Genomic DNA, 26,992 nt, shown 5'->3' with positions numbered 1-26,992 from the left:
CAATTGCCTAGGCCCGGGCCTAGGCAAGATACTGATCCGAATATCATTTTTTGGTCTGGCGCGGCGCGGGGCAGTGCGCCAAGTTGCCACCGAAAGGACCCGCTAAAATTCATATGTGGATAGGCGTTCTGTCCTTTTTCCTTGCCTTCTCCATGGCTTTTTTCAATTCCTAAAATAACAGCTGCCCGATTCGCCCGCCGTCGGCGCCTGCAGGGCGTCGGCTCTAGGAGACAAGCCATGAACGATTTCAAGAAGCCCACGATCACCGAAATGCGCCCGAAGATCACCGTCATCGGGGTCGGCGGCGGTGGCGGCAACGCCATCAACAACATGATCAACGAAGGGCTGCAGGGCGTGGAATTCGTGGTGGCGAATACGGACGCGCAGGCGCTCGCCATGTCGAAGTCGTCGCGCATCATCCAGCTCGGCGCTGCCGTGACCGAGGGCCTCGGCGCCGGCTCGCTGCCGGATGTCGGCCGGGCGGCGGCGGAAGAATCGATCGACGAGATCATGGATCACCTCGGCGGCACGCATATGTGCTTCGTCACCGCCGGCATGGGCGGCGGCACGGGCACGGGGGCGGCACCGGTCATTGCGGCTGCGGCGCGCAAGGCCGGTATCCTCACGGTCGGCGTCGTCACCAAGCCCTTCAGCTTCGAGGGCAAGCGCCGCATGGAGACGGCGGAGCAGGGTATCGAGCGGCTGCGCGAGGCTGCTGACACCGTGATCGTCATCCCCAACCAGAACCTCTTCCGCATCGCTGACGCCAAGACCACCTTTGCCGATGCCTTCGTGATCGCCGACCGGGTGCTTTATTCCGGCGTTGGCTGCATCACCGACCTGATCGTCAAGGAAGGTCTGATCAACCTCGACTTCGCCGACGTAAAGTCGGTCATGAAGGGCATGGGCCGGGCGATGATGGGCACCGGCGAGGCAACCGGCGAGGGCCGGGCGCTGAAGGCTGCCGAAGCGGCGATCGCCAACCCGCTGCTCGACGAAGTGTCGATGCGCGGCGCCAGGGGCGTGCTGATCTCGATCTCCGGCGGCATGGACATGACGCTGTTCGAAGTGGACGAAGCCGCGACCCGCATCCGCGAAGAGGTCTATGACGAGGCCGATATCGTCGTCGGCTCGATCTTCGACCGCACGCTCGACGGCACCTTCCGCGTCTCCGTCGTCGCGACCGGCCTCGATTCCGCGCGTTCGGCCAACAATGCCGCCGGCGCTGCCGCTGGCCAGCCCGCACCGGCCCCGACCCGCACGCTGCAGTAGGGCTCACACGCCCCAAGCGGGCGCTGCTTCAAGACAACAGGACGCCATGCGCTCATCCGGGTGCATGGCGTTTCCTGTATGAGCCCCTCATCCGCCTGCCGGCACCTTCTCCCCGCAGGCGGGGAGAAGGGACGTTGCGGCATGCTCACCGTTTCCTCTGCTCGCTTGCAGCCGCAGGATACCTTGAGGGAGCACAGCCGGCTTCTTGTTTCCGTATGCCAGAGGTGGCGGAAAGGAGACGTGGGAGCTGCGCGCGGTTCCCTCTCCCCGCAGGCGGGGAGAGGGTCAGGGTGAGGGGCGGGGCCAACCGGAAAGGCTTCGTCACGGCTTTATGAAAACCCATGTCGCGCGCCCATGAGAGCCGCAAACGCGCCGCGACGGGTGAAGCCGAGCGGTTCAATTCGAAGCCGCCGCATCCGCCCGAGGCGCCAGCCGGTAGATCAGCATCGTATCGTCGTCGACGACGCGCTCGGCTGTCCGGTCGAGATGCGCGATCAGGCCCTTATTGTATTCGAGGAGCTTGCGCCGCTGCATGTCGCGGGCGTTCTTGGTGATGCCGAACCAGGTGGCGTTCCGGGCGCGCAGCTCCTCCAGCGCCTCGATCGCATCGTTGTCCTCCATCAGCATCGACCATTCGGTTTCGCCGCCGCCGGGCGGGAAGACCCAGCCGCGGCGGCGGCTGTAATAGATCGCCACGGGATCGCCGATCGTCGGCGTTGCGGTGATGACGAGATCGCCGGGCTGGCTGAGTTCGCTCAGCTTCGTGCCGAGCTTTTCACCATGATCGGCATAGGGCGCCTTCATCAGCGAGAGGCCGGGGATGCTGCCGCCGATGACGACGACGGCGGCGATCGCCGCGAGGCGCAGAGCGCGCGTGCGAAATCCCTGTTCGCGGCCGATGCCGACCAGCAGGATCAGGCCGCGCCCGGCAAGTGCCGCCATCGGCACATTGAAGATATGGAAGTTCCAGGGGTTGGTCTTGATCTCGCGCGCGGCAAAGACATAGACGATCGCCGCCCCCAGGAACCAGACATGGAAGAACCAGGGCGCGCCGGCGGGGGAAGCGTCGTCTGGCGCCGCTTCGTTTGCCGCCGGCGGCGCGGTCAGGAGCGCGATGCCGGTGAGGATCACCACCGGCAGGGTGAAAAGCCAGCTGCTGGCGATCCTCCACGTGGCGGGAATGTAGAAGGCTTCGTCGAGGAACCGGGAAAGCCCGTCGCTCCAGAGATAGCCGCTGCCGGCGACATGGTATGGCGGATAGTTGGCGCCGAGATAATGCGCCCACCAGTAATAGCCGAGAATGAGCGCACCGGCGGCGAGTGCGACGGGCAGGATTGCCAAGAGCCGGCCGACGCTGAGCCTGCCGCGCTGGTGCAGAACGACGAAGGTCGCGTAGGTCATCGGCACGACCACGGCGATGCCCGGGAGCTTGGCAAGCACGCCTGTCGTGGTGAGGAGGCCGGCCGCGATGAGAACGGGCAGGCGATCGTTCTGCAGATAGGCGACATAGGTCCAGGCGCCCGTCGTCACCAGCGCCAGCATGGCCGGATCCGGCAGAAACGAGCGGTCGATCATGACAGCGCCCGGCATGATCGCCAGCAGGAAGGCGCCGGCATGGGCGTGGGCCTCGTCCCAGAGCCGCGCAATCAGCCGATGCAGCGCGAAGACGCCAAGGACGCCGAAGGCGATGGCGACGAGCCGGCCCCAGGTGTCGTCCCAGCCGAAGACGGCATAGAGAAGGGCGGTGATGTAGGAGACGACCTGCAGTTCGCGGCCCTGATAGGAGGGGTCGGGACCGGTCCAGCTCACCTCTGGAAAGAAGATGTTCCAGCTGCGCAGGAAGAAATTGTCGGCCATCATCGCCGTGCTCGCCTCGCGCCAGCTGAAGGCATCGACCAACGGCTGCTGAACGTCATGCAGGCGGAACAGGGCGGCGAGCACCAGGATCGCGGCGAGTATCGCGCCATTCATGTGCCTGTGATCGAACCCCGACATATGCCTCCCCAGGCGCGCCGAACGACCCTGACGACGACCGCGAGCGAGATGGGTGCCCTGCGGTAGGCTTCCGCCCGCCGTCGCCTGTATCCCTTAGTCTAGGACGAATATAATTAAGTAATCGCTGATTGTCTTGGCGGGAAAAGCTGGAAAACGGCCCCGTTTTCGGGCCTCGATGCGTCGCCAAGACTAATCCCTGGCGTGTGCCGTAGCCCAAAGGGACAGCTTGTCCAGAAACGCGCCCGGTCCTATAAAATTAGTACAAGCAAACTGTTGAGCACGACGCTCGCAGTTGCGCGTTGCTTTCGACCTTGACCACGGATGTACTGGCACGCGTTTTGAGAGCGAAAGAACAGAAGGGCCGGAGCCGCGCGCTCCGGCCTTTTTTTGTTGGGACGGGCCGATCGCCCTCCTGAAGTCCGCCGGCTCGGGTAACAGCGCGACGGCCAGGCCGCCGGCAACAAAACGAAGGTTCAAGATGGTGATCGGTTAAGTTGTCTCTTGTGATCTTCTATCGCAACTTTGCCGTTTGGCAAGGCGCCTGAGGATCGTGACACCAAGTGGAGGCGTGAACGCCGAACGGCCGACGCGCAAGTCTCGCGCGGTCGCTTTCACGAATTGTTCCTCACCCAATTGGGGGAAATGGTTAGAGCGAGACCGCTTTCGTGCTTGGAGCGTTCTCTCATCGTTCGTCGCGTATTAGTCATTGCGCAATTGGGCGCGACCAATTTCCGGGTGGCGGAACGATAGACAGGCCGCGGCTGGGGCAGGCGCGGCCACCCTGTGACGGCCGCCCGCGTCGCGGGCAAGGGGAAAGGTTTACAGGCCCAGCAACCAGAACAGCGCGCCGAACACGAGGATGAAGGCGACGACGGCGCCGATGAATCGCAGCATGCCGGTGTTGGTGTCGCCCGTGCCGACAAGACAGTACCAAAGATTGTCATTGTTCATGTTGCAGCGCTCCGTTTTGCACGTTCCGGTCTTACCAGAACCACCCGGGGATGCTCTTACCAGAACACCCCGGGGATATTCCTACTAGAATACCCCGGGGATGGAAGCGCAAGCCGGGCGCGCGGCAGTCGGGGTGCGCCCCGGCTGGCCATGTTTGCGGGATCCAGGGAGAGTTCCCGCCGGCGGCACGAAACCGCGCGCCCAGGGGCGCGGTCGTCTGCCGCGGTCGCGGCTATGCGGACGGAGCCTCCTTCACCTTCGGCAGTGCGCAGAGGATGGCGACCGAAAGCAGGTGAATTGCGCTAACGACGAGGGCGAGGGCCGGCAGTCCTTTGGTGATGACAGGCGCTGCCGCCATCGTGCCCAATGTGGTCGTCATGAAGATGAAAAAGACGATCAGCGCCGAGCCGCGAGCATCATTGCCGCCGGAAGCGACGATGCCGCGGTAGAAGCCGATGGGGCCACGCAGGCCGAGGCCAATGCCCATGGGCAGGAAGAGAACGGGCACGAGCAACGGATTGATTCCGCCTGAGAGGCCATAGGCGAGGAGAGCGAACGCGCTTGCGGCGGCCATCGCGCTGCCGGCCATGATGACTTCTTCCGTGCCGAAGCGCTCGGCGATCTTCGCGGTCAGATTGGCGGCGACGATGAAGCCCGCGACGCTGACGATCTGCACGATGATGAAATCGTTGAGCGTGCCGCCCATCGTCTCGACGATCACCATGGGAATGCCGAACACGAAGGTCAAAACGCCACCGAGCGTCATGGCCTGGCTCAGTGCGTAGCGCATGAAGACGGGATCCGTCAGCAGCTGCAGATAGGTTCCTTGGGTGCCGCTTCTTCGTTGTTCGCGCGGAAGGCCGATCGCCAGCATCAGGACGAAGACGATCGCTCCGGCGGCGTCGAGAAGCTCGAACGACGATTGCCAGCCGAAATGCGCAAGAAGTGCCACGCCGGCGATGGGCACAAGCGCCGGAACCAGCGACTCGACGCTTCCGAGAAAGCCGATGGCGCGCACGGCCGTCTTCTCGCTGAACAATTGCCGGATGACGCCCGGCGCAAACACGGGCGCAGCGCTGGCGGCGATACCCTGCAGGAAGCGCAGGCCGATGAGGACGGCGATATCAGGCGCAAAGGCGCCGGCAAGGGAGGTGGCGGCAAAGGCGGCAAGGGCTGCGACCATCAGCGTCTTGCGATCGAAGTGATCGGCGAGGTGGCCGAAGAGCAGGAGGCCGAGTGCACTGCCGCCGACATAGGCGGCAAGCACCATCTGCGCGGTCGCTTCGCTGGCGGAAAACACGCCCGGCAGGATCAGGTCGGTGCCGGCAAGGGAAAGCGCGGTGCAGTATGAGCAGGATGAAGGTGAAGGAAGCGCTGGATGATCCTGTCATAGCAGGATCACCAGGCTGCGGGAGAGCGCATGTCGCATCGTCAACGTCTCGATATCAGTTGGAAGGATCGGCCTGATCTCCCGCCCCTAGAGCGAGAAGGTCGGCCAATCCGTTCCCGCTGCTATCCAGAGACGCACATAGGGAGTGGGGCCGCCGGGGCGGTCAGACGTTTGGCAGCAATGATGAGCCGATACGATCGCATGCGATGAGGATTGCAGAAGACGGAGATCGCTGCAAGACGGAATGAAACCTATGCGGGAGGGGCTGAACGACTTCTGCGAGCATCGCCCGAGCCGGTCCGGTGGTCAGGACCCGCTGGGAGCGGGAGGGGGCGACCGGTCTATTTGCAAAGACCGCTCAGAGGGCGGCAAGTTCCTCGGCCGTCGCAACGATGTGCGTGTTGCCGATGGAATGATCGGCATATTTGAACGCCAGAATGCTCATGACTGACGCGACGAGGGCTACCAGGATGATACGCATTGGGGCGCTCCGAGCTCTTGCTGCCTGACCATGATCTTTCGTTGGGCCAGGCGTTGACCGAACCGGAACCGATGCCCCGATTGAAAGGCCACCGGCCTTTGTGCATTTGTTTTAGCAACGGAACCGGGTGGGTGTTGTTCCCGCGGGGACAGGGGGCAAGGGACCGCGACGGCGGCCACGCCTTGCCGCCGGATGCGCCTGTGATCTGCCGTGATGGAGCGAGGAGGACTGGTCGCGCCTCACCCCAAGGGGCGCGTGAGAACTCAGGGCGGCCAGGCAACGCCAGCCTGGAAGCGTGGTTACGGTGTCTGGTAGCGCAACAGCAGAGTGCCGAGCCGCGGGTACCTGCGCAGCACCAACTCGATTGCGCCGCCGCCATAGTCGCGCCCCTCGAAGATGTCGACTTTCTCGCAGGTGCCGCAATATGTTCGGCGTTCGCCATAGCCAAGCGAGCATTCACGCTCGGGGCAGGTGATCTCAATTTCGTTTTGCCGCCTGCTCAACTTGAAGGTCATCTTGCTGGCGGGGGACGGCGTGAACTCGCACGGTTCCCCGACGACACAGGCGACCTCGCCTGCCACGGGCTCCTCACCGTCCAGCATCAGCGCATAGTGCATCGCGTAGGTGGGCGGTTCGGCGTGGACGGTGGCCACGGGCAGAAGCGAAAGGACAAGGGCAGACAGGGCTAGAGCAGACGGGGCGAGGCGCATGGATCGCATCAGGCAACATCCTCGGTGGCAGCGGCAACATGGCAGCGTCGGCAGGGTGCTGCAGCGCCTAAGCCTCGTCTGTGCGTTTGAGGTAATGCAACAATGATGTCAAAACTGTAGCGGGTGTTGGCCGTCGGTCGCGCTTTTTAATTGCGCGGTCTTGCTTGGCCTGATCGGGCCTACTTGGTTGGCCCTACTTGGTTGGCTTGACGAGCGAGATGAACCGCGGCTTTGCGGGGGCGTCCAGCCAGTCGATCCATTTGTCGCGTTCCATCGGCAGCAAGCCGGATGACCTGGCCGGTGCCGTAGGTTCCATCGGGATCGTCGACCGTGAAAATGCATGCCGGTCAAGCTGTCGAAGGCTTTGTCGTTGATAGGGTTCAGGCGTTGCCCGATGGCAAGGCCATGCTGACACCAGCCGCGACGAACGCAGGAAGTCTGTCGCCGCGTCGCGCCGGATTGACCGTTACCCTTCCGCGTCTGCTGCTTCCGGTGCCACCGGCTTCTTCGCCAGCGCCAGGTTTGCCGCCGCAGCCTCCGCTTCCGCCGCACCGGCCGCGCCGGAGCGTACGGTGACGGCGTTGGAGGCGAGGTCGAGGCCGGCTTCGCGCAGCGCCGGAAGCAGGCGCTTCATCGCCTCGCGCTGGAGGATGCTGGGGTTGCCGGGGCGGGCGGTGAACTTAAGGCGGACGACGAGGGAGTTTTCGGTGACGTCCTGGATGCCCTGCATCTTCAAGGGCACCAGGAATTCGCTGCCGATCTCCGGGTCCTCCAGCATGGCGAGGCCAACCTTCTTGATGGCCTTGCGGATCTTTTCAGGATCGGCGTCGCGCTCGAATTTCAGCTCGAACTTCACCGTGCTCCAGTCGCGGCTGAAATTGGTCACCGCCTGAAGCTGGCCGTAAGGGACGGTGTGGATCTGGCCGTTCTGGTGACGCAGCCTCAGCGAGCGCAGCGAGATGCGCTCGACCGCGCCCTTGAGCTTGCCGGTATCGACATATTCGCCGACGCGGAAGGCGTCGTCGGCGATGAAGAAGATGCCGGAGACGACATCCTTCACCAGCGTCTGCGAGCCGAAGGAAAGCGCCAGACCCAGCACGCCGAAGCCCGCCAGCAGCGGCGCGATGTTGATGCCGAGTGCTGAGAGGACGACGAGGCTGGTGACAGCGAAGATGGCGCCGAAGATGAGGTTGCGGACGAGCGGAAGGATGGTCGACAGCCGGCTTGTCTGATGAACCATCGTCTCGTCCTCGCTGTCGCCGGGCATGGCGACGCGGGCAGACGGCGAGAAGGCTTCGAAGCTCCGCCAGAGGAAGCTGCAGATCACCCAGGCGGCCACGACCGCAAGGCTGATGCGCTCGAGAACGACGATCCAGCCGACGGCGGCGGCGGTGTCGTCCTGGACCATGATCGGGCGCCAGAGCTCGATGATGATGTGCAGGCCGATCAGCCAGGTGGCGCCGGCAAGCGCCGTCTGGATGCTGCCTGATATCGCCGCATGCAGGGCGTGCGAGGCCGGCGTGCGCCGACGCGCGGCGGCCGCACCGGCCAGCGAATGGATGCCGAAGGCAAGGATCGGCAGCGCAAGCAGGATGATCTGCGTGGTGCCGCCGGCAAAGCTCCAGGCCGCGCTATTAGGGCTGCCGGCAACGATGACGCTCATCAGCCAGAGCACGATGGCGCTCAGTGCGTAGAACTCCGGCACGCCGAAGGCGATGGCGCGGCGCACGGGGCCGGGGTTCTCGCCGGTAAAGAGCGCGCGGATATCACCCGCGCCACCGATGAACCAGTGGAGCTTCACCACCGTGAGGATGCTGACGCCGATCAGCAGCCAGCCATCGGTGGCGGAAAGGTCCAGCCCGCGCTGATGGGCGAAACGCATGCTGGCGCCGACGACGGCGCTGGCCGCGCCATAGGTGGCAAGCATGTTGGCGTGGAAGCGCGGATGGGCGATATCGAGCAGGCGGATTTCGGGTCGCGTCGGCGCGAAGAGGAAGCGGGCGCCGACGCCATAGAAGGCGGCGACGACGGCGATGGTGATCAGGGCATGGGCAAGCTCGGCCGAGCCCGTGCCGCGCGTCAGGAGCAGCTGGGCGATCGTGTGGGCGACGGCGGCGAAGATCACCAGATAGGCGATGTCGAAGCCGAGCCGGATCACCGAGGCGCGCACGCGGTGCAAGAGGTCGACCACCTCGAAGGAAGCGCCGAAGAGCCGATGAATAAGGGAGCGACTGGCGAAGGCGGCGGCGAGCCCCGCGGCAATGGCCAGCACGGAAATGGCGGCAACCGAGACGACCGACCAGCCTTCGGCGCGGATGCCTGCCGCGACGTCAGCCATCACCCCGGCGATGCCGGAGATGCCCGCAAAGCCCATCTGCAAGCCATTGAGAAAACGGGCGGAAAGGGTGTCGAAGGAATCCTCGGGGTCAGCGACCGGAGCGGCTTGCTGTGGCGTACCCGCCGGGTTCGCGGCGACGGCTGGTGTGGCGGCGTGGGCGTTGTCAGGTGTCGCCGCGCTGGCCGGCGCTGCGGCCTGATTTGCCGCGTCGCGCCATTCGACCGTGACCGGCCCGCCTGCCTTCGCCGCGGCGCGCAAGGTTTCCTCGATCTCGGCAGGGCTTTGGCCGGGCGTGAGAATGACGGTGATCGGCGCTGGTGCCGTCTGGGCAAGGGCGGGCAGGGCGAGCGCGAGAAGCAGCGCCAGGCTCGCCAGTAGGTGACGGCAGAAAAAGCAGTTATATGCCATGAATTTCACTCATCGAGCCCCGTCGCGCGCCATGCGCTCATCCGCATCACATTACACAACGTCCTAAAATTCCAATCCTATTTTGAATGGAAGGGGCGTCAGCAGCACGCACGCTCTGCCCGATCGCTTCGGGTTGGAAGCGAGCTCGGCCGGAATGCCCGATGGGTAAAGCCGACCAAGAGGTGGGTCGCCTGGCCGAGCCGCGCAATTCCCCACAAGCATATGTGCATGAGCACTTTAACGGACCCGGCTGCTCCAGCCTTCCGCGCACCCCATCAACCAAGCAACTTCCTTGCCCAGTCCGAAACATCATCGCCGCTGCTGACGTCCGGTTGCACGATTCCGTCGATCATGAAGGTCGGGGAGACGTGGATGCCGTTCTGTCGCGCATATTTGCAATGCCACTTGATTTCCCGGTCGAGATCCGGGATCGCGAATGCGGCCTTGAGCTTGACGCCGCTATAGCCTTCCAAGCGCTCGATGATCTGGTTGGGTGTAGCGATGGACGAATTCGAACTCTTCCCGATGCGCAGCGACTGCAGCGATGACTTTCTTCGCGGTATTCTTGCCGCCCTCAAGTGTCGAGGCCGCGATGATGCAGCGAACGATGACACCGGAATACATATGCCAGGGCTGCGACTGCAGGCGGATCTTAATGGTGACGTTGTCTTCGCCGGCCTGGTCGAGCAGGGCGTCGAGCTTGCTAAATGCCTTGGCGGAGTAGGGATCGGTCGGCTCCAGAAAGACCTCGAAGAGATGTGGACCGGTGCCCCAGGTGAGTGGATCGGCGTGCCAAGCTGAGTTGGTCATGGGACTTCCTCTCTTTTCAAGGTCGACGGGTTGGGATCGTTGAACTTTCAGAGTTTTCCAGTTTCGATTGTCGCTGAACCGTCCATGGGCCGAGCATGCATCAGGCTTGTGTGCCAGGCTAGGTGATATCATTGGGGCGGGGCATCCCTGACAGCCGCTGCCCCTCTCCTCGGGTTTAACCCGAGGACTAGCCCTCTCCCCACAGGCGGGGAGAGGGGACGGCGCCGCGTGTGCTGCACTCTCGTCTTCTTGCCTTGGCCGCGAATACAGCCACACGCGGACGTCCTGGTTCCCGCGGTATGCCGTGGCACGACGCCTCGCGGTGCGCCGAAGTAGAGCGCGGAGAGAGCCACGTGTCCCTTCTCCCCGTGATTACGGGGAGAAGGTGCCGGCAGGCGGATGAGGGGCGTTTCACTCACCGCGCGGATGAGGGGCCAGTCACTTACTTCGTCGTGTAGCCGCCATTGACCAGGATCGTCTGGCCGGTCATCCACCAGCCGTCGGAGACGAGGAAGCGGATATAGGGGACGATGTCCTCGATGTCGGTAAGGCCGGTCTTCGAAAAGCCCGAGAGGGCGGAAGCGGTCTTGTGGTAGGCGACGGCGTCGGCTCCCTCGGCCGGGTAGAAGAAGGGCGTATCCATCGGGCCGGGGCCGATGGCGGTAACCGAGATGCCGCGTGCGCCGAACTCCTTGGCGGCTGCGCGGGTGAAATGCTCGACCGGGGCCTTGGTGCCGGCGTAGGCGGCGTAGAAGGGCGTGAAGGCGCCAAGCAGCGAGGTGACGAGCGTGCAGACCTTGCCGTTGTCGTTCACATGTTTGCCCGCTTCGCGCAGGAAGAAGAAGGCGGACTTGGCGTTGACCGCGCTCATCTCGTCATATTCGGCCTCGGTGATCTCGACGAAGGGCTTCTTCAGCACCTTGCCGACGGTGTTGACGGCGATATCGATGCCGCCGAGCGCCGCCTTGGCATCGGCGAAGAGCTTTTCGACATTGGCCGCGCTGGTGAGATCGCCGGCATAGGCGTGGGCTGCAGCACCGGCTGCCTTGATTGCCGCCACGGTTTCTTCGGCTGCCGCCCTGGTGGCGGCGCTGTTGTAGTGGATCGCGACGCCGCGGGCGCCATGTTCGGCGAGATCGCGCGCCAACAGGCCGCCGAGGTTCTTTGCGCCGCCGGCGATGAGAACGGATTTACCATTGATGCTGTGGTCTGCCATGGGTTTCTCCTGTTATCGGCCGCTTGCTGCGGCCGGTTTGCGGCGAGCGGGAACGCCGGCGCGAAAGGTGCGCAGGTCCCCGGTCTGCTCTGGCGCTGACGGCCTGTCCCGAACACGTTGTCTGTCCTGAACGCCGCACGCCGCGTTTCAAATAGCGCGGGCCTTGCCGCCGCCAACGCGAGAGGTCAGCGGTGCGACAGGCATCGCAGGGTTGAGAATACCGTCCGCGCCGCTGGTATAAAGCGCCAGTTCGTGACATGACTTGTCAGAATTGACGAACAATTGGCGTGGCCCGGCATGGACAGGATCGAGCTTTTCCGCATCTTCACGCGCGTCGTCGAAAGCGCGAGTTTTACCCGCGCGGCCGACACATTGGGGCTGCCGCGCTCTTCCGTTTCGGCCGCGGTGCAGACGCTCGAAACCCGGCTCGGCACACGGCTGCTGCACCGCACGACCCGTAAGGTGGCGCCGACGCAGGACGGGGCCGCCTTCTACGAGCGCTGCCTGCGGCTGATTGAGGACATGGACGAGGCGGAGAACCTGTTCCGCCGCAGCGCTTCCGACCCGACCGGGCGGCTGCGCGTCGACCTGCCGAGCCGCATCGGCCGGCTGATCGTGGCGCCGGCGCTGCCGGAGTTCCTGACGCGCTACCCCGGCATCGACATCGATCTCGGCATGACCGACCGGGCGGTGCACCTGATAGAGGAAAGCGTCGACTGTGCGCTGCGGGTCGGGCCGCTCAGCGATTCCGGCCTGATCGCCCGGCCGTTCGGCACGCTTCGCCTGATCAATGTCGCAAGCCCCGACTATCTCGAGCGGTATGGTATTCCGCTAATGCCCAGCGATCTCGCCAGTCATTTCGCCGTCAACTATGCCTCGCCCTCAAGCGGCCGGGTGGAGGACTGGGAGTGGATCGAAGGCGGCGAGGCGCGCACGGTTGCCGTTCCCGGCCGCATCAGCGTCAACAGCGCCGAGGGCAGCATCGCCTGCTGCCTCGCCGGCCTCGGCCTCATCCAGATCCCGGCCTTCGACGTGGTCGACCATCTGAAAGAGGGGCGCCTGGTGGAGGTCATGCCAGGCCATTCAGCCGCACCCATGCCGATGGCGCTGCTCTACCCGCACCGCCAGCACCTGTCGCGCCGATTGCAGGTGTTTGCCAATTGGCTGGAAGGGCTGATGCGGGAGGTGATTGCGGCGTGAGGGAGCGGATATGGATGCGGCCGTCAAGCGTGCCGCATCCTGTGGCTCAACTTCGCCTGCGCATTCTAGACCGCCATGCGTTCAGGTGAATGCATAAGGGACGCTAGCTGATCGTCTGATAACACCGCCGGCCGTTCCACGGCAGGAAGTCCGATCCGCCGGCGTTCCATTTGCCTTCGAACTCGGAGAAGTCCGGCGTGAAGGTCACGACCAGCTGGCCGTAGCCGTATTTGTCGCGCCACATGAAGGTACGGGTCAGATCGCTGCCGTCGCCATCGTCACCGGTTTCGGCAAGCTCTCCGTGAACGGGCTGGCCCTGATCGGAGAACATATATTTCCCAATGATCGTGCCGCTCGCATCGGTCTCGAAGTGCGTTTGCGCATCCGACAGGACGCCGGCGGAAGAGAGCTGGCCGCAATAGGTTCCCGAGGGGGCTCTCTCGCCGGCCATCGCGGCAAATGCGACCGAGGCCGCGAGCAGGCTTGCAGCCGTCCATGAAATGCTTGCTGTCAACGCGGCACCTTTGGCGTGTCAGGCGTGTTGCGATTTCTTCCTGCCGTGAGGCGGCAACGAGTCGCGACGGCTGTTGCCATGGGCGATGATTGCGGACGCAAAATCAAGAGCCTCAGCCGTCCATTGCCGGCGCGCTCCTCACGCCGTCGGCGAAGGGTGACCTTTCTTGGCGACGGGGTAACGGGCGAACACGCAAGCGCCGAAGAGGCGGAGGTTCACGTTGAAGAGTTCCTAGCGATGCGCGCTCGCGGCAATTGGCGGGGTTCGGCTTTGCGCTGAGTTCATCCTCATCGTCCAGGCGTGGTGCCTGCCCCTAGTTTTCCTGAACCGAAATGCCGTCCTGGCCGATCTTGATCTCGACGCCCGGCTTCGTCTCTTCCTGGTAGATATAGAGGCCCAGGCCGACGACGGCGACGGCGAGCAAGGCGATGACGAGATAGAGGCCGTTTCGGTTCATGCCGAGCTCCTTTATGCGGTTTCGACAGGGAAGTAGGCGCTTCTGCAAGAAAGACAACAGGATAGCGGCGGAACCCACGCAGGGACGCCAGTCCAGCCGATCTTTGCGGCTGCGTCGAAGTGCATGGCGTGGCACGTCACTGGTGTTGACGAACTATTGGCCTCAAGCTTTGCAACCGCCGGCGGACATCGGCAGGCGCGAAATCGAAACCGATTGCCGTGGCGCTGCTCCAATTTATGCCGACCACCAAATTGTCCTTCTCAAGGCCCGGTAGCCAGCGATCGACAAAGACGTCCAGTTCTGGAGAGCGACGACCAGAACGGCATCGCGGTTTCATTCGACTGGTTCGTCGAGGTCGGGAAACCTGTTGCGTCACGAATCGTCCAGACGAAGCCGGCCTCCAGGACTTCTTCGAAGAAAGCATGTGTGTGGAGGGGCGCGACGCTCATCGCGCGACGTAAGCAGTGATATCAGGTGTTTGCAACCCTGTGAGGGTCACGGATCAGAGCGGGATGTCTCTCCTCATCCCGCTCCGACGCGTTGCCGCAACGTCATGTGACGCCGCGGCAAGGCCGTCCGATGGCGTCCGGTCGTCTCAGCGTCCGGGATGGCGAGCGCAGCGGCCGGGCGCCGGGTTGCTTTAGAGAAAATGCAAGTTCCCGAATCGGCAAGGGTGACGTAACCTGCGGCCATTCGGTCGAGGCGTGGTCCGGTGCAACTGAGACTGGCGACGCCGCCGCGGAAGCTGCAAGGGGGAATTGCGCGTGGGGCAGATAGGAGCCAGGCTTTGGGCGGCGATGCTTGTCGCCGCCGCCATGCAGGGGCAGCAGGCGCTGGCCCAGGATGCGGACGATCTCGCAAAGAAGCTCTCGAACCCGGTCGCCGACCTGATCAGCGTGCCGTTCCAGAGCAATTTCGAATTTCGCGCCGGCGCCGAGGAGGATGGCTTCTCCTATACGCTCAACGTCCAGCCGGTCATTCCCATCACGCTGAACGCGGACTGGAACCTGATCTCGCGCACGATCCTGCCGATCGCCTATCGCGACTACCTGCCGCCGCCCGACGGCAATACGTTCGGGCTCGGTGACATCACCCAGAGCCTCTTCCTGTCGCCGGCCAATCCCGGCCCTTCGGGCATCGTTTGGGGTGTCGGTCCGGCCTTTTTGATCCCGACCGCCACCGACGATTTCCTCGGCACCGGCAAGTTCGGCATCGGCCCGACGGCGGTCGTGCTGAAGCAGGAGGGACCGTGGACCGTCGGCGCGCTAGGAAACCACATCTGGAGCGTTGCCGGCGAGGGTGACCGGGCGGATGTGAGCCAGACCTTCCTGCAACCCTTTCTGTCCTACGGCCTCGGCCATGGTGCGACCCTGACACTCAACACGGAGTCGACCTACGACTGGGAGGCCGATCAATGGACCGTGCCGATCAACCTCAGCGTTTCGCAGGTCTTCAAGGTGGGCGACCAGATGCTTCAGGCCCAGATCGGTGGGAAATATTATGCCGAGGCGCCGCAGGGCGCGCCGAGCTGGGGCGTGCGCGCGACGCTGACCTTCCTGTTTCCGAAGTAAGTCGTTCGCGCCGACGCTATGTTTCAGCGGCGCCGCGGCTTTTGCCGCCGCGCCGCTCTCCGGCGTCTTCCGCCCTCACACCGAGCGCGTCAGGCCGCCGTCCACCTTCAGGTTCTGGCCGGTGATGTAGCCCGCACCTTCAGAGGCGAGGAAGGCGACGGTTGCGGCAATTTCGGCGCTGGTGCCGTAGCGCTTCATTGGCACGGCGTCGCGGCGCTCTTCGGTCGCCGGCAGGCTGTCGATCCAGCCGGGCAGCACGTTGTTCATGCGCACATTGTCGCCCGCATAGGTGTCGGCGAAGATCTTGGTGTAGGAGGCAAGGCCGGCGCGGAAGACGGCGGAGGTCGGGAACATCGGCGAGGGCTCGAAGGCCCAGGCAGTGGAGATGTTGACGATCGAGCCGGACTTCTGCTTCTGCATGATCGGGGCGACGAGGCGGACCGGGCGGATGACGTTCATCAGGTAGACGTCGAGGCCGGTGTGCCACTGTTCGTCCGTGATTTCGAGGATCTGGGCGCGCGGGCCGTGGCCGGCGCTGTTGACCAGCACGTCGATCCGGCCCCACTTCTCCACGGTCAGGTCGACCAGGCGCTTGAGGTCGTCATTCGACTGGTTGGAGCCGGTGACGCCGATGCCGCCGAGCTCAGCGGCCAATGCCTCGCCCTTGCCGGAGGAGGAGAGGATCGCGACCTTGAAGCCGTCGGCGGCAAGACGCTTCGCGCTCTCGGCGCCCATGCCGCTGCCGCCGGCGGTGATAACGGCTACTTTTTCTACTGCCATGTGTCCATTCTCCTCGTCGCATTCAGGATGAAGCCGGATTTTGCGGCTCTCGCGATTGAAATACCATCTCCTTCATGCGACGACGAGAAAGTTTCGCTTTCAAATGGCAGTAGAAAAACTATTCAATGAGTGACGCACCGGGAAAGCTTCCTTCGCTGAATGGGCTGAAAGTGTTCGAGGTGGCGGCGCGGCATCTGAACTTTCGGCTGGCCGCCGAGGAGCTTGGCGTCACGCAAGGGGCGGTCGCCCAGCAGATCCGCGGGCTGGAGGCCGAGCTCGGGGTGAAACTCTTCGAGCGGCTGCCGCGCATGCTGGCGCTGACCGGCGAGGGGCGGGCCTATATCGCCGATGTCAGGCGCGCGCTCGACATCATCGCCCGGGCGACGGATGAGCTGAAGCCGCAGCCGGTGCGGCTGACGATCAGCACCACGCCATCCTTCGCCTCGAAATGGCTGATCCCGCGCCTGCCGGATTTCACCGCGCGCCATCCGGACCTCGACCTGCATATTCTCGCGACCGATCGCATGTCGAATTTCCAGGCCGATGGCGTGGACCTGGCGGTGCGCTACGGGCGGCCGCCCTTCGGGCCGGGGCTGGCGGTCGAGCTGCTGTTCGAGCAGGAGATCGTCGCTGTCTGCAGCCAGATGCTGATGGCCGGCCGACGCGTGCCTGAGACTGCGGACGCGCTTGCCGGCTATACGCTGCTGCACGATGCGCATAATTTCTGGCCGGAGTTCATCGAACGGCATTTCGGCGGGAGCCGGCAGGCCTCGTTCAAGGGCATCAGCTTCAACCAGACCTCGCACGCAATCGAGGCGGCGATCGCCGGCCAGGGCATCGTGCTCGCCAATGGCGATTTCGTGGCGCAGGATATAGCCGAAGGTCGGCTGATCCGCATTTTCGCGGGGTCGATGTCCGGACCTTCGGATTTCTACCTCGTCTGGCCGCGCTATCGCAAATCACCGGCGCTGCAGACGGTGATCGCCTGGATCGGCGAGGAGGCGGGCAAGGCACGGGAGCGCGCCCTGGCGTGATCTGCGCTTGGCCGCGGGCGCCGTCAGAGGCGCAGAGCGGTATCGAGCCGGTAGAGCAGGGCGTGAAACGCGCCCTTGCTGGGCTTGCGCTCCGGCATCTTCGCGACAATGCGCCGGATCTCTTCCGATGCGGAGGCGATCACCCAGCGCAGTTCGGTTTCCATGGTGCCGGCTTCGTCGTCCGCACCGAACGAGAGCGCCTGGACGGCATAGGCGGCAGGCCCGAGGATATGATTGATCTGATGCGGCGTTTCGATCGGGTGGGTGTAGGGCGCACCGGCTGCGGCAATGGCTGCGCGGGCGGCAGCCTTGGCCGAGGGATCGTCGACCGCGCGCGCCGCCGCTTGAGCGCCCCACGCGGTCTTGCGCAGATGCGCGGTGCGCGGCCCCCCTTGCGCAAAGGCGCGGGCCGCCGCGATCGCCTCGCGCGGGCGGTCGTCGCCCGGCATGGCCGCCTCGAAGACCGGGAGCGCCCGCTCGGCTGTGAGCACCGCCCATCCGGTAATGTGGCGTAGGTCGTCTTCGGTGAGGAGCGGTGGCAGTGGGTCGTTGGTCATTGGAGGCGACATCGGTGTTTTGAGCGAGCCTGCGGCGGCAGATCCAGCGGAAAGCCGGCGGCTTTGTTGACGGGCTTCAGGGATCCGAAGCGGAGAGGACTAGCGCTCCCAGCCGGGCGTGAAGGGGAAGCGTTCGGCCCACAGGGTCGCCAGCCGGGGATCGGCGTCGACGCGGCGCACGGTTTCCGCGAGCCCCGCTGCAACCTCGTAGAAGCGCCGCCGACCGGGAGACCAGCGCGACGCCGTTGCCACATAGAGGTCGAGCACCGACACGTCGTCGCCGAGAAGGTATCTGCCCGGGCGCAGCTCCGCTCCCATCCGCGCCCAGCAATGGGCGATGCGCTCGAACAGGCGCGCCTTGACGGCAGCGTGGTCCTCTTCCCGTTCGACGATGCGGGATGGGTCGTCGGCAATCCAGTAGAGGGCGTAGATGGCCGCGGATACGAAGGTCATCCATCGCAGGAAGGCCGGTCGTGCCGGGTCAGTCACTCCCGGCGCAAGCCGCCCATCGGGGTAGGCATCGGCCAGCCAGATCAGGATCGCGGCGCTTTCGGTCATCAGTTCGCCCGTCGGCAGCGCGAGGGCCGGAACCTGGCGTAGCGGATTGATGCGCGCGAGCCTGTTTGCTTCCTGCTTGCCCTCCCAGGGCGCGTGTTCCTCGACGCGATAGGGCAGGTTGAGAAGGGTCAGCGTTGCCTCGATCGGAACGGATCCCGAGGCTGACGCGCCATAGACGATAAACGGTTCGGCCAACGATCTTTCTCCTTCGCATGACGCAGCAGGGCTTCGGGCTCAAGCCTGCCCAGGTCCGTTCGAGACCCACCTGCACGTTCCCTCAAACGCTATGCGATTCAAGGGAAAACATGCAGTAATACCAAAGCGGTGCGGCGGTATTCGCGCCGCTGACACGTCGCGCGGGCGAAGCTCTCCATCGCATCGCTGTCGCATAGATCCCGGCTTTCGCGATACAATCAAGGCCTTGAGGTGCAAAGGCATGATCGCTTGCAAACCCCGGTTGCGAAAGGGCGCGCGCCGGGTCCTGTCCACGGGCTGCCAGCCTGGTCGCCTGTCGAGGCCGCGCCGGGCGAGGCGAGCGCTCGTGCGGCCGCGCCGCAGAAGCAAGACACGAGGACCAATTCGATGCCACCAGTGACCGCATCTGCCACCCTCGATCCCGATCTTTTGCTCAGGCAATCGCAGGCGCGTCTTTTGCGCGCGGAATGGTCGAGGGAGCGATTACTGGCCTTTCAGCGCAGCGAGTTGCAGTCCGCCTTGCGGCACGCTGTCGGGGCATCGACCTATTACCGCGAGAGCATTGGCGAGCTGGTGGCTAGCGGTGCGCCGTTTCATGCCTTTCCGGTGCTGACGAAGCGGGCGCTGATGGAGAATTTCGACCGGGTCGTCACCGATCCGAGGCTGAGTCGCGGCCTGATCGAGCAGCACCTGGATGGAGACGATCCCGGGTCGCTTCTTCTCGGACAATACCGTGTGGTGGCAACCGGCGGCACGACGGGCGAGCGGGGTATCGCAGCCTTCGACGATGCCGCCTGGCTTGCGGCAATCGCCAACATGGTGCGCTTCCAGGCGATCGTCGGCATTGACGACACCACGCGCAGCGTTGCCATCTTTGCCTCGTCGCCGGTGCATATTTCCTACCATATCGGCGTGGAGCTTCGCGCGATCCGGCCGGCTGCGCCACGCTTCAACGTGCTCATGCCGATCGAGGAGATCGTCGAGGGCCTCAACCTGCACCAGCCGGAGGTGATTTCGACCTATCCTTCCTTCGTGCGGGTGCTGGCGACGGAGCAGCAGGCCGGTCGCCTGCGGATCAGGCCCCGGCTGTTTCGCACCAGCGCCGAAACGCTGACGCCGGAGGTGCGCGACCTCGCCGCCGAGACGTGGCAGGCGGCTATCGCCAACAGCTATGTGTGCACCGAGGCGGGGCCCATGGGCCACGAGTGCATCTTTGGCGATGGGCTGCATCTGGCCGAGGATTCCTTCGTCTTCGAGGTGGTGGACGAGAATGATCGCCCGGTGCCGGATGGGACCGAGGGCGCAAAGCTTCTGGTGACGACGCTCACCAATCGCGTGCTGCCGCTGGTGCGCTACGAAATCTCCGACATCGTTGCGATGGCGACGGAACCCTGTCCGTGCGGCCTGCCGTTCTGGCGGATCGGATCGATCGCCGGACGCAGGGAAGAGACACTGCATCTGCCCGGGCGAGGCGGCGGCGTCGTGCGCGTGCACGCGCACCGGCTGCGCTCGCCCCTGACCGGCACCGCCGGGGTGCGACAATTCCAGTTCGTGCAATTGCCCGATGGGCTGGAGATCACCATCGCCGTGTTTGGAGGCGTGGATGCTGCCGCCGTCAGCGCTAAGGTCGATGAGGCCGCCAAGGCGGCGCTCGATGCGGTGGGCGCCGAGGCGGGCGGCGTGCGGGTGAGGGTGGTGGATGCCATCGAGCGCTCGGGGTCCGGCGCCAAGCAGAAACTGGTTGTCGCCTCGCCAGCCATCGAGTAGCCAGGACCGGTGACGGGAGCGTGAGAGGCGGCGACGGTCGGCTTTCTCGAAGACTTGCAGAATGGACATTTGCACCGCGGGACGCATCCTGAGGCGTTTCGCCCATGGCTGCGGCCGGAGACCCTTCGATGGTGGGGCAAGGTCGATGAATTCTGGGCGAGTGGAAAGCCGATCGTCTGAGATCCTTCGCGAGGCGGCGCCGTTGTTCTTCCACCCAGCGACCGCAAGTGCGTATAGTGTTGATTGGCAGGCAGCCGGCCGATAAGGACGCTGCGTGCCATACTGCCACACGGAGTTCTGAAGATTGAGCGTTGCCTTCACCAAGGAAGAAAGTGCCGAAACCGCCGCCGAGACGCTGTTGCCGGATCGTCCGATTTCGCCGCATCCGAACCTGGTGACGGAAGCCGGGTTGAAGGCGCTGGAGGCGCAGGTGCAGGAGGCGCGTGCGGCCTATGAGGCGGCGGCCGCAGTCGACGACGTGAACGAAAAGCGCCGCCAGCAGGCGGGGCCCTTGCGCGACCTGCGCTATCTCGCCGAGCGGTTGCGCACGGCGCAACTGATGCCGGAGCCAGCGTCCAACGATACCGTCGCCTTCGGCAGCACGGTCACTTTCAGCCGCGACGACGGGCGGGTGCAGACCTACCGGATCGTCGGCGAGGACGAGGCCGATCCCAAGGTAGGATCGATCTCCTATGTCTCGCCGGTGGCGCGGATGCTCCTGGGCAAGGTGGTCGGCGACGTCATGAGCGTCGGCGACCAGGAGCTGGAAATCACCGCGATCGCGTGAGCGCGCTCTTGCAACTATCGGGCGGAACCTCAGCCCCGCGGCAATCCCTCAGGATACCCACGCTTTGGTATAGCTATCTTCGCCGTGATTATTATCGTATGCGATTAAATCGCATTGTATTGACATTATGACACGCTTCAGTATTTATATCGCATCCGATTTAATGTGAGGCGGCAAGCCCATGGATGCCGGTGCGCCTCAAAGCGCTCGGGCATTCCCTGGAAAATCCCCGTCCACAGCGATCAGTCCGTCGACTGGAGGAAGCTGATGCAGTTTGAGCCCCAACGCGTGCAGGCCTATAGCGAGTTTTCGCTGGTGCTGGACCCAAATGCCTATGAGCCATTGCCCGACGACTGGCTGGTGGGGATCACCGATGTCGTCGATTCGACCGGGGCGATCAGGTCCGGGCGCTACGAGGACGTCAACTACACGGGCGCCTCGGCCATCGCCGCGATCGGCAATGCCTGGGGCAATTTCGATTTCCCCTTCGTCTTTCGCGGCGATGGCGCCGCCTTTGCGCTTCCGCCGGAAGGGGAAATGACGGCGACCGCGGCGCTCAGGCAGATCGCGGCCTTCGTGAAGGATCGATTTCGCCTCGACCTGCGCGTCGGCCTGCTGAGCGTCAGGGAAATCCGCGCCAACGGGCAGGACGTGACGATCGCGCGCTACGCCGCTTCGAAAGACGCCACTTACGCAATGTTTGCCGGCGGCGGGCTCAAATGGGCGGAGCAGCAGCTGAAGAGGGGGCGCTACCAGCTTGAGCCGGACAAGGATGGCACCGAACCTGATCTGACGGGGCTTGCCTGCGAGTGGCGACCGTTTCCGAGCCGGCGCGGGCAGATTCTTTCGCTGCTGGTCGAGCCGACGGACGATGTGGCGCCGGCGCGTTTCGCGGCGCTCGCCAGAGACGTGATTGCCGTCTTCGACGAGGCGGCGCGGCAGTCGCATCCGTTGCCCGCGGAAATGGGCGTGCCGAAGGATGAGCGGGTCTATATCGCGCCAGAGCGCTGGCTGGGCGTTGCCGCCAATTCGGACTTTCGCAAATACGACGATGGTCTTCGCCTGACGGTGGACGCCGCAGTCGGGCAGATCGATCGGGTCGAAGCGATCCTCCTTGCGGCAAGGGCAAGGGGTGAGGTCAAATTCGGGCTGCACCGGCAATCACATGCGCTGATGACCTGCCTGGTACCGTCAGCCCGGCCGGATGCGCATCTGCATTTTCTCGACGGCATGGATGGCGGCTACGCGCGAGCGGCCGAAATGATGGAGTCGCGCAGGCGCGTCGAGGCGTAAGTGCGATCGAAACGGGCCGCTTCAAAGCAGCCCCGAGCCGGCGACACGACAAAGGGCGGCCAGCGGCCGCCCTCAGACTGCTGACAAGGACATCTCTGATCATCCCAGGCATGCTGAAAAAGCCCGTCGCCAGCCAGCGGCGCCGCGTCGGTGGCGCGGGAAATCATCCTGATGTCGAGCGTCGGCATTCCGGCTCTGCATCTCCTGCCGTGCCGACGCACGGCTGCTGGATCTCTGTGACAAGCACAGAGATGAGGGTGGAGAGGACGGGCGGTCTCATGCCGCCCGTCGTCGTTGGTTGCCGGCCATAGGGATCGAAGCGACGGCTATTCCTTCTGGGATCCGCGTTGTATCGAGTGCAGCAGGTTGTCGCGCAGGCTTGCCACCGATTGCTGCACGACCGGAAAGTCGTCGCCGAGGCCGGTGGCTTCGAGGAGCGCCGAACCCGGCTCCGCGTCCACCAGTTCGCGACCGGCCGGCGTCAAGGTGAGGCGCACCTGCCGCTCGTCCGAAGGGTCGCGACGGCGCTGCAGATAGCCGTCTGCTTCGAGCTTCTTGAGGATCGGCGTTAGCGTGTTCGATTCCAGGAAGAGCTTTTCGCCAAGCATGCTGACGGTCTGGTTGTCTTCCTCCGATAGCGCCACCAGGGTCACGTATTGGGTGTAGGTCAGGCCCAGCTTGTCGAGCAGGGGTTTATAGGCGCGGCCAAAGGCGAGGTTTGCGGAATAGATTGCAAAGCAAAGGAAGTTGGAGAGTTTCTTGCCGCCCTTTGCAGGCGTGGTCTCAGGGCTCGCTGTTTTGGAGGCGGGCATGGGGGTGTCCTTTTTTCTCTTTCCGTATCTGCACTTAATATAAATCGTATCCGATTAAATCGCAATGGTGTTGACGTCGCCTTCAGCTTCATCTATATAAATCGCATCCGATTGAAGCGGATACGCTTAATAAATCAAACAGAGAGGAAATGACATGACCACGAAGCTCGTATTCACTGGCAAGACCCACAACACCGGCGGCCGCAACGGCGGCACCCGCAGCCAAGACGGCATGCTGGAACTGAAGCTGTCGCAGCCGCATCCGGCCGCGGAAAACCTGTTCGGTGCCGCCTGGTCGGCCTGTTACATCGGCGCGATCGAGCTTGCTGCGCAACAGCGCAAGGTGAAGCTGCCGGCCGGCCCCGAGGTTGAGACCGACATCAATCTCAACGTCGACGACGGTTCATACTTCCTCAGCGCTCGGCTGAATGTCAGCCTGCCGGGCCTCGATCGCGACCTCGCCCATGAAATTATTCACGCCGCCCACGAGATCTGCCCGTACTCCAAGGCGACCCGTGGCAACATCGAAGTCGAGACCAATCTCGTCTGATCTCGCCCTCCGAAAATCCTATTGATATCATCGGGATGTGCCGGACCTGGATCTCCAGCCGCGGCGCATCCCGATACCGTTTCAGGGGCTTCGTCCTTGCGCGCCGATCGCGGGCGGAGGCGGTCTTCCGGTCCGACCTCAGGGGAATGTAATTGGGCTGATCGGCAGAACTCCCGTTGTATGGAACGTGTCGCCTCCCGGGCCGATGCCCTCCGTCGCCGCTTGACAAAGATGGAGGACTGTTCGAGTTTCGCCTCATGATCTGCCGTCTCGCCAAACTGACGACCTCGAAAAAAGCCCCGTACCCGGGGCTGTCGGTCGTTGCGCGCAGAGCATAGCAAGCACAAGGATCAGATCGACCCCGCCGGTTCGGACGGGGTTTTCGCTTGCGCTCCGTCTCCGGTTTCTTGAAGGAGATGGAATTTCATGGAAACCACATATTCAATGCCGAGCGGCCTCTGGCTGCCGCTGATCACGCCGTTTCGTGATGGCGAACTCGATGAGCGCTCGCTGCGTCGGCTGGTGACGCACTATGCCGCAGAGCCGATCGACGGCTTCATCCTGGGTGCTACCACCGGGGAGGGCATGGCGCTCGGCGAGGCGGAAGGCGAGCGGCTGGTTGGGATCACCAACGAGACCCTGGCTGCGGCGGGCAAGTCCATACCGGTCTATTTCGGCCTTTCGGGCAGCGACACGCTGAAGACGGTAAAGGCGCTGGAGCGGACGGCGCCTTGGGATATCACCGGCTATCTGATCGCCTGCCCCTATTACACAAGGCCGTCGCAACGCGGGCTCTTCGCCCATTTCTCGGCACTTGCCGATGCCACCGCACGGCCGATCCTGATCTACAACATTCCCTACAGAACCGGGGTGAACCTCGGCAACGAGACGATGTTGCAACTGGCGGAGCGGGAAAACATCGTCGGCGTCAAGGATTGTTCGGCGGATGCGACGCAATCCTTCGATCTGCTGCGCCACAAGCCCCAAGGTTTTTCGGTGCTGACCGGCGAAGACCCGCTGTTCTACACGGCGCTGACTCAAGGGGCGGAAGGCGGGATCACGGCTTCGGCGCATGTTCAAACGGCAGCCTTCGCCGCCATTCGCAACAGGCTGATATCCGGCGATCAACCGGGGGCTTTGGCCGACTGGCAGCGTCTTGCCGATCTGCCGAGGCTGCTGTTTGCCGAGCCGAGCCCGGCTCCGATCAAGCACTGGCTCTGGCGCTCAGGGCTCATCGACAGCCCGGAAATGCGCCTGCCGATGGTGCCGGTCAGCCACGAGCTGGCAGCACGGATCGACCGGGCGATCGCCAGCCAGGACCGCGAAGGCTGACGGGCTTGCTGGAGCCCGGCCATTGTCGCTCGGCTAGAGCATCCGCTCTCAAGTGGAATCACTGGAGGCGGATAGATGCTCTAGAATCAAAGTGCTACAGCGACCTTTGCGCGCCTGATAAGGCGCGCGGCGCTGTAGTGCGTCTTTCCGCTTCAAGCGATTACGCTAGAAAGCGGGATGTTCTAGCCAGGGCCTTCAGCGCGCTGCAGTCACGAACGCCGCTTTGGTAGATCGCAACAAGCCGCTTTGCGATCCGCTCTGCGGCTTCGCAGCGTCGCGTCAGCCCGCGATCACGCAGGATGTCGTCGAAGATGCGCTCGATCTCCTGCATGTCATGGGGGTGTATCGCCTGTTGGCGGGTCGTGGAATGCATCGCGCGACCTCCAGAACTGGGGCGAAAGCGCGAATGAACTTTCAGCCGTTGGAGCCCGTATAAACAGTCCAACGATGGGCGTGAGTATGCGCCGTTTCCCGGCGAATACAATGAAGCCTTGCGGTTGTGTGCGATGGCCGGGTCGGCGCGACCGTGGCTCAGCGCCAGAAGCGCTTGGCGTCGATCACGTCGTCAAGTGCGCTCTGCGCGTGGTCGATCAGCTTGTCCTTGTCGGCGTGCACAACGAGCGTTTCGGCGTCCGGATGATCCTCAAGGCCGATCTCGCCGAGCACGAGGGGACCGGACACGAGATCGTTCAGCGTGCCGAGCCTGTCTTGCAGTCCGGCCATCGCATCGATGAACCGCTTATGGCGCCGCGTGCCCCGCTTGTCGTCAAACAGCGCGGCAAAGAACTCGGCGGCATAACGCAGCTTCTTGGCATCCTTGCGGGCCTCGTGCCGCTCCTCGTCGCTGACCTTGGCGAGTGCGCGGCCATGTTTCTTGAGCTTGCGGCGCGCGCGGTCGAGAACGGCTTCGGCGAAATCGGCCACCGGCCGGTCGCGAAGCTCGGCGGGCGGCGTCGACAGATAGTCGCCGCAGTGCAGCCATTGCTGGATATCGAGAAGAAGGGCGCGGCCGCGTGCGCCGTCGAGGGCCTCGAAGACTTCGACGTAGCGGGCGGCGCGCGCCGTCTTCAGGCGGTCGCGCAACTCCGGCTCCGGATCACGCGTCAGGAGAACGTCAACATCGCGGGCCTTGCCGAAAACACCGGCCAGCCATTTCAGCTCGCCGTTGAGGCGCGCGCTCTCCTCATCGCCAAGCACATCCTTGTAGAGCGAGATGGCCGAGCGCAGTCGGCGAAGGGCGACGCGGACCTGGTGGAGCGCCTCCGGGTTCTTTCGTTCACGCAGCACGTCCTCGTTCAGGCGGTAGTGCCTGAGACAGGCAAGCGCGATGGTGCGGAAACTCTTCGTCACCCGCATCTCGCGGTCGAGCACGACCGGCTCCGCCTTGAAGACGATCGGCCTGGCGTCGATCAGACGGAAGCCGCGCTCGGCCTTGGAAAGAACGCCCAAGCGGAAGGGAACGATCGCCTCGATGCGGCGGGCGAGGGTGAAAAGCGCCTTCGGGTCGCCATCCTTGAGCTCGAGTTCGATTTCGCCGACGGCGGTCTGGCGATTGCCTGAGGCGATCATTCCACGGTCGAGGGCCACTTCGATCTGCGTGCCGTCCTGGTCAACCTCCCAGGTCCTGCGCTCGACCTCGACGGTAAAGTGCGGCTCCAGATCGTCGGGCTCAAGGTCAAACGCGGCGGCAAGCGGGGTGGTGTGATCGACGACCGGCTCATCGGCGGAAAGCGGCTGCTCCCATTCCGGACGGGCAAAGACCGATGCGCCGGGGCCGGTCGCCTTGATCGTCTGGGTGCGTGCCGCGCCGACCGTGCGGATGCGCAGCGTGAAGCCTGACTGATAGAGATCACGGCCGCGCGTATCGAAATAGACGGACCGTTGCTGCTCCGTGCGCGCCGGCTCACCAAGGAGGCCGGATGCGGCAAAGCGGTCAAGATCTTCGGGAGAGAGCTCGAGCTTGAGTTCGATTTCGGTGTTCAAACCATCCTCCATGAGCGCGAGGTCATACACT

Annotated in this window: 25 protein-coding genes and 3 pseudogenes; 10 read left to right on the top strand and 18 right to left on the bottom strand. The window is 64.1% G+C overall.

Annotated elements, in window-relative coordinates:
- Nucleotides 1-237: 237 nt before the first annotated feature.
- The gene (ftsZ, locus tag ACN9MO_RS09955; protein WP_093234707.1) at nucleotides 238-1,272 is read left to right on the top strand and encodes a cell division protein FtsZ; all 1,035 of its coding nucleotides are present in this window, start codon (nucleotides 238-240) and stop codon (nucleotides 1,270-1,272) included.
- A 396-nt stretch (nucleotides 1,273-1,668) separates the two neighbouring features.
- Here ftsZ and ACN9MO_RS09950 read toward each other — a convergent pair whose 3' ends face one another.
- The 9 genes and pseudogenes from ACN9MO_RS09950 to ACN9MO_RS09910 form a co-directional block, all read right to left on the bottom strand.
- Nucleotides 1,669-3,267 carry a glycosyltransferase family 39 protein gene (locus tag ACN9MO_RS09950; protein ID WP_113133741.1) on the bottom strand — a complete coding sequence of 533 codons (1,599 nt, stop codon included), beginning with the start codon at nucleotides 3,265-3,267 and terminating at the stop codon, nucleotides 1,669-1,671.
- A gap of 819 nt (nucleotides 3,268-4,086) precedes the next feature.
- Nucleotides 4,087-4,218 (bottom strand): hypothetical protein, encoded by a 132-nt coding sequence (locus ACN9MO_RS09945; protein WP_255571017.1) that lies wholly within the window; start codon nucleotides 4,216-4,218, stop codon nucleotides 4,087-4,089.
- Between the two features lie 232 nt (nucleotides 4,219-4,450).
- Entirely contained in the window at nucleotides 4,451-5,518 is a 1,068-nt protein-coding gene (locus ACN9MO_RS09940) for an MFS transporter (RefSeq protein ID WP_162733739.1), read from the bottom strand.
- 448 nt (nucleotides 5,519-5,966) lie between these two features.
- Nucleotides 5,967-6,089: a hypothetical protein gene (locus tag ACN9MO_RS09935; RefSeq protein WP_255571016.1), complete on the bottom strand. Its 123-nt coding sequence runs from the start codon at nucleotides 6,087-6,089 to the stop codon at nucleotides 5,967-5,969.
- A gap of 299 nt (nucleotides 6,090-6,388) precedes the next feature.
- On the bottom strand, nucleotides 6,389-6,808 hold the full coding sequence (locus tag ACN9MO_RS09930) for a hypothetical protein (RefSeq protein ID WP_113133743.1): 420 nt from the start codon (nucleotides 6,806-6,808) through the stop codon (nucleotides 6,389-6,391).
- Between the two features lie 184 nt (nucleotides 6,809-6,992).
- Nucleotides 6,993-7,174, bottom strand: a pseudogene (locus tag ACN9MO_RS09925) (hypothetical protein).
- Nucleotides 7,175-7,265: 91 nt separating this feature from the next.
- Nucleotides 7,266-9,545, bottom strand: a complete 2,280-nt coding sequence (locus ACN9MO_RS09920; RefSeq protein ID WP_113480235.1) for a mechanosensitive ion channel family protein — start codon at nucleotides 9,543-9,545, stop codon at nucleotides 7,266-7,268.
- A gap of 275 nt (nucleotides 9,546-9,820) precedes the next feature.
- Nucleotides 9,821-10,355: pseudogene (locus tag ACN9MO_RS09915) on the bottom strand (DsbA family protein).
- 442 nt (nucleotides 10,356-10,797) lie between these two features.
- A complete protein-coding gene (locus tag ACN9MO_RS09910; protein WP_057253927.1) occupies nucleotides 10,798-11,571 on the bottom strand; it encodes an SDR family oxidoreductase in 774 nt (257 codons plus the stop codon).
- 297 nt (nucleotides 11,572-11,868) lie between these two features.
- Here ACN9MO_RS09910 and ACN9MO_RS09905 point away from each other — a divergent pair, with 297 nt between their 5' ends.
- Nucleotides 11,869-12,771 (top strand): LysR family transcriptional regulator, encoded by a 903-nt coding sequence (locus ACN9MO_RS09905; RefSeq protein ID WP_113133746.1) that lies wholly within the window; start codon nucleotides 11,869-11,871, stop codon nucleotides 12,769-12,771.
- A gap of 103 nt (nucleotides 12,772-12,874) precedes the next feature.
- On the opposite strand, the gene ACN9MO_RS09900 is transcribed toward ACN9MO_RS09905, so the two are convergent.
- The 3 genes and pseudogenes from ACN9MO_RS09900 to ACN9MO_RS09890 form a co-directional block, all read right to left on the bottom strand.
- Nucleotides 12,875-13,285, bottom strand: a complete 411-nt coding sequence (locus ACN9MO_RS09900) for a hypothetical protein (protein ID WP_425984689.1) — start codon at nucleotides 13,283-13,285, stop codon at nucleotides 12,875-12,877.
- A 313-nt stretch (nucleotides 13,286-13,598) separates the two neighbouring features.
- Nucleotides 13,599-13,742: a hypothetical protein gene (locus ACN9MO_RS09895; RefSeq protein WP_200964201.1), complete on the bottom strand. Its 144-nt coding sequence runs from the start codon at nucleotides 13,740-13,742 to the stop codon at nucleotides 13,599-13,601.
- A 136-nt stretch (nucleotides 13,743-13,878) separates the two neighbouring features.
- A pseudogene (locus tag ACN9MO_RS09890) lies at nucleotides 13,879-14,191 on the bottom strand (DUF2750 domain-containing protein).
- A gap of 348 nt (nucleotides 14,192-14,539) precedes the next feature.
- Between ACN9MO_RS09890 and ACN9MO_RS09885 the strand changes: the two are divergent.
- Complete coding sequence (locus ACN9MO_RS09885) at nucleotides 14,540-15,313, top strand: hypothetical protein (RefSeq protein WP_057253933.1); 774 nt, start codon at nucleotides 14,540-14,542, stop codon at nucleotides 15,311-15,313.
- Nucleotides 15,314-15,388: 75 nt separating this feature from the next.
- Here the strand turns inward: ACN9MO_RS09885 and ACN9MO_RS09880 are convergent, their stop codons facing one another.
- Entirely contained in the window at nucleotides 15,389-16,093 is a 705-nt protein-coding gene (locus ACN9MO_RS09880) for an SDR family oxidoreductase (protein ID WP_112997053.1), read from the bottom strand.
- Nucleotides 16,094-16,218: 125 nt separating this feature from the next.
- On the opposite strand from ACN9MO_RS09880, the gene gcvA reads away from it, so the two are divergent.
- Complete coding sequence (gene gcvA, locus ACN9MO_RS09875) at nucleotides 16,219-17,127, top strand: transcriptional regulator GcvA (protein WP_057253937.1); 909 nt, start codon at nucleotides 16,219-16,221, stop codon at nucleotides 17,125-17,127.
- Between the two features lie 23 nt (nucleotides 17,128-17,150).
- Here gcvA and ACN9MO_RS09870 read toward each other — a convergent pair whose 3' ends face one another.
- Both ACN9MO_RS09870 and ACN9MO_RS09865 read right to left on the bottom strand, forming a co-directional pair.
- Complete coding sequence (locus ACN9MO_RS09870) at nucleotides 17,151-17,684, bottom strand: putative immunity protein (protein ID WP_057253939.1); 534 nt, start codon at nucleotides 17,682-17,684, stop codon at nucleotides 17,151-17,153.
- Nucleotides 17,685-17,783: 99 nt separating this feature from the next.
- Nucleotides 17,784-18,437 (bottom strand): glutathione S-transferase family protein, encoded by a 654-nt coding sequence (locus ACN9MO_RS09865; protein ID WP_058327084.1) that lies wholly within the window; start codon nucleotides 18,435-18,437, stop codon nucleotides 17,784-17,786.
- Between the two features lie 387 nt (nucleotides 18,438-18,824).
- On the opposite strand from ACN9MO_RS09865, the gene ACN9MO_RS09860 reads away from it, so the two are divergent.
- The 4 genes from ACN9MO_RS09860 (at nucleotide 18,825) to ACN9MO_RS09845 (ending at nucleotide 22,284) form a co-directional block, all read left to right on the top strand.
- Nucleotides 18,825-20,204, top strand: a complete 1,380-nt coding sequence (locus ACN9MO_RS09860; protein ID WP_113133747.1) for a phenylacetate--CoA ligase family protein — start codon at nucleotides 18,825-18,827, stop codon at nucleotides 20,202-20,204.
- A gap of 54 nt (nucleotides 20,205-20,258) precedes the next feature.
- Nucleotides 20,259-20,384, top strand: coding sequence for a hypothetical protein (locus ACN9MO_RS09855; protein WP_425987112.1), 126 nt, complete (start codon nucleotides 20,259-20,261; stop codon nucleotides 20,382-20,384).
- 124 nt (nucleotides 20,385-20,508) lie between these two features.
- Nucleotides 20,509-20,991 carry a transcription elongation factor GreA gene (greA, locus tag ACN9MO_RS09850; RefSeq protein WP_057253943.1) on the top strand — a complete coding sequence of 161 codons (483 nt, stop codon included), beginning with the start codon at nucleotides 20,509-20,511 and terminating at the stop codon, nucleotides 20,989-20,991.
- A 267-nt stretch (nucleotides 20,992-21,258) separates the two neighbouring features.
- A complete protein-coding gene (locus ACN9MO_RS09845; protein WP_057253945.1) occupies nucleotides 21,259-22,284 on the top strand; it encodes a DUF3095 family protein in 1,026 nt (341 codons plus the stop codon).
- A gap of 326 nt (nucleotides 22,285-22,610) precedes the next feature.
- Here ACN9MO_RS09845 and ACN9MO_RS09840 read toward each other — a convergent pair whose 3' ends face one another.
- Nucleotides 22,611-23,096: a MarR family winged helix-turn-helix transcriptional regulator gene (locus tag ACN9MO_RS09840; protein ID WP_057253947.1), complete on the bottom strand. Its 486-nt coding sequence runs from the start codon at nucleotides 23,094-23,096 to the stop codon at nucleotides 22,611-22,613.
- 154 nt (nucleotides 23,097-23,250) lie between these two features.
- On the opposite strand from ACN9MO_RS09840, the gene ACN9MO_RS09835 reads away from it, so the two are divergent.
- Both ACN9MO_RS09835 and dapA read left to right on the top strand, forming a co-directional pair.
- The gene (locus ACN9MO_RS09835; RefSeq protein WP_057253948.1) at nucleotides 23,251-23,646 is read left to right on the top strand and encodes an Ohr family peroxiredoxin; all 396 of its coding nucleotides are present in this window, start codon (nucleotides 23,251-23,253) and stop codon (nucleotides 23,644-23,646) included.
- A 426-nt stretch (nucleotides 23,647-24,072) separates the two neighbouring features.
- Nucleotides 24,073-24,978 (top strand): 4-hydroxy-tetrahydrodipicolinate synthase, encoded by a 906-nt coding sequence (gene dapA / locus ACN9MO_RS09830; RefSeq protein WP_057253949.1) that lies wholly within the window; start codon nucleotides 24,073-24,075, stop codon nucleotides 24,976-24,978.
- 160 nt (nucleotides 24,979-25,138) lie between these two features.
- Here the strand turns inward: dapA and ACN9MO_RS09825 are convergent, their stop codons facing one another.
- Both ACN9MO_RS09825 and ACN9MO_RS09820 read right to left on the bottom strand, forming a co-directional pair.
- Nucleotides 25,139-25,351 (bottom strand): hypothetical protein, encoded by a 213-nt coding sequence (locus tag ACN9MO_RS09825; RefSeq protein WP_057253950.1) that lies wholly within the window; start codon nucleotides 25,349-25,351, stop codon nucleotides 25,139-25,141.
- Between the two features lie 158 nt (nucleotides 25,352-25,509).
- The gene (locus ACN9MO_RS09820) at nucleotides 25,510-26,961 is read right to left on the bottom strand and encodes a CHAD domain-containing protein (RefSeq protein WP_057253958.1); all 1,452 of its coding nucleotides are present in this window, start codon (nucleotides 26,959-26,961) and stop codon (nucleotides 25,510-25,512) included.
- Nucleotides 26,962-26,992: the final 31 nt, after the last annotated feature.

The organism is Ensifer sp. R-19, from assembly GCF_049905105.1.
Lineage (GTDB): Bacteria > Pseudomonadota > Alphaproteobacteria > Rhizobiales > Rhizobiaceae > Ensifer.
The sequence above is the reverse complement of the archived record's forward strand: the minus strand, read 5'-3'. Positions and strand labels throughout refer to the sequence as shown.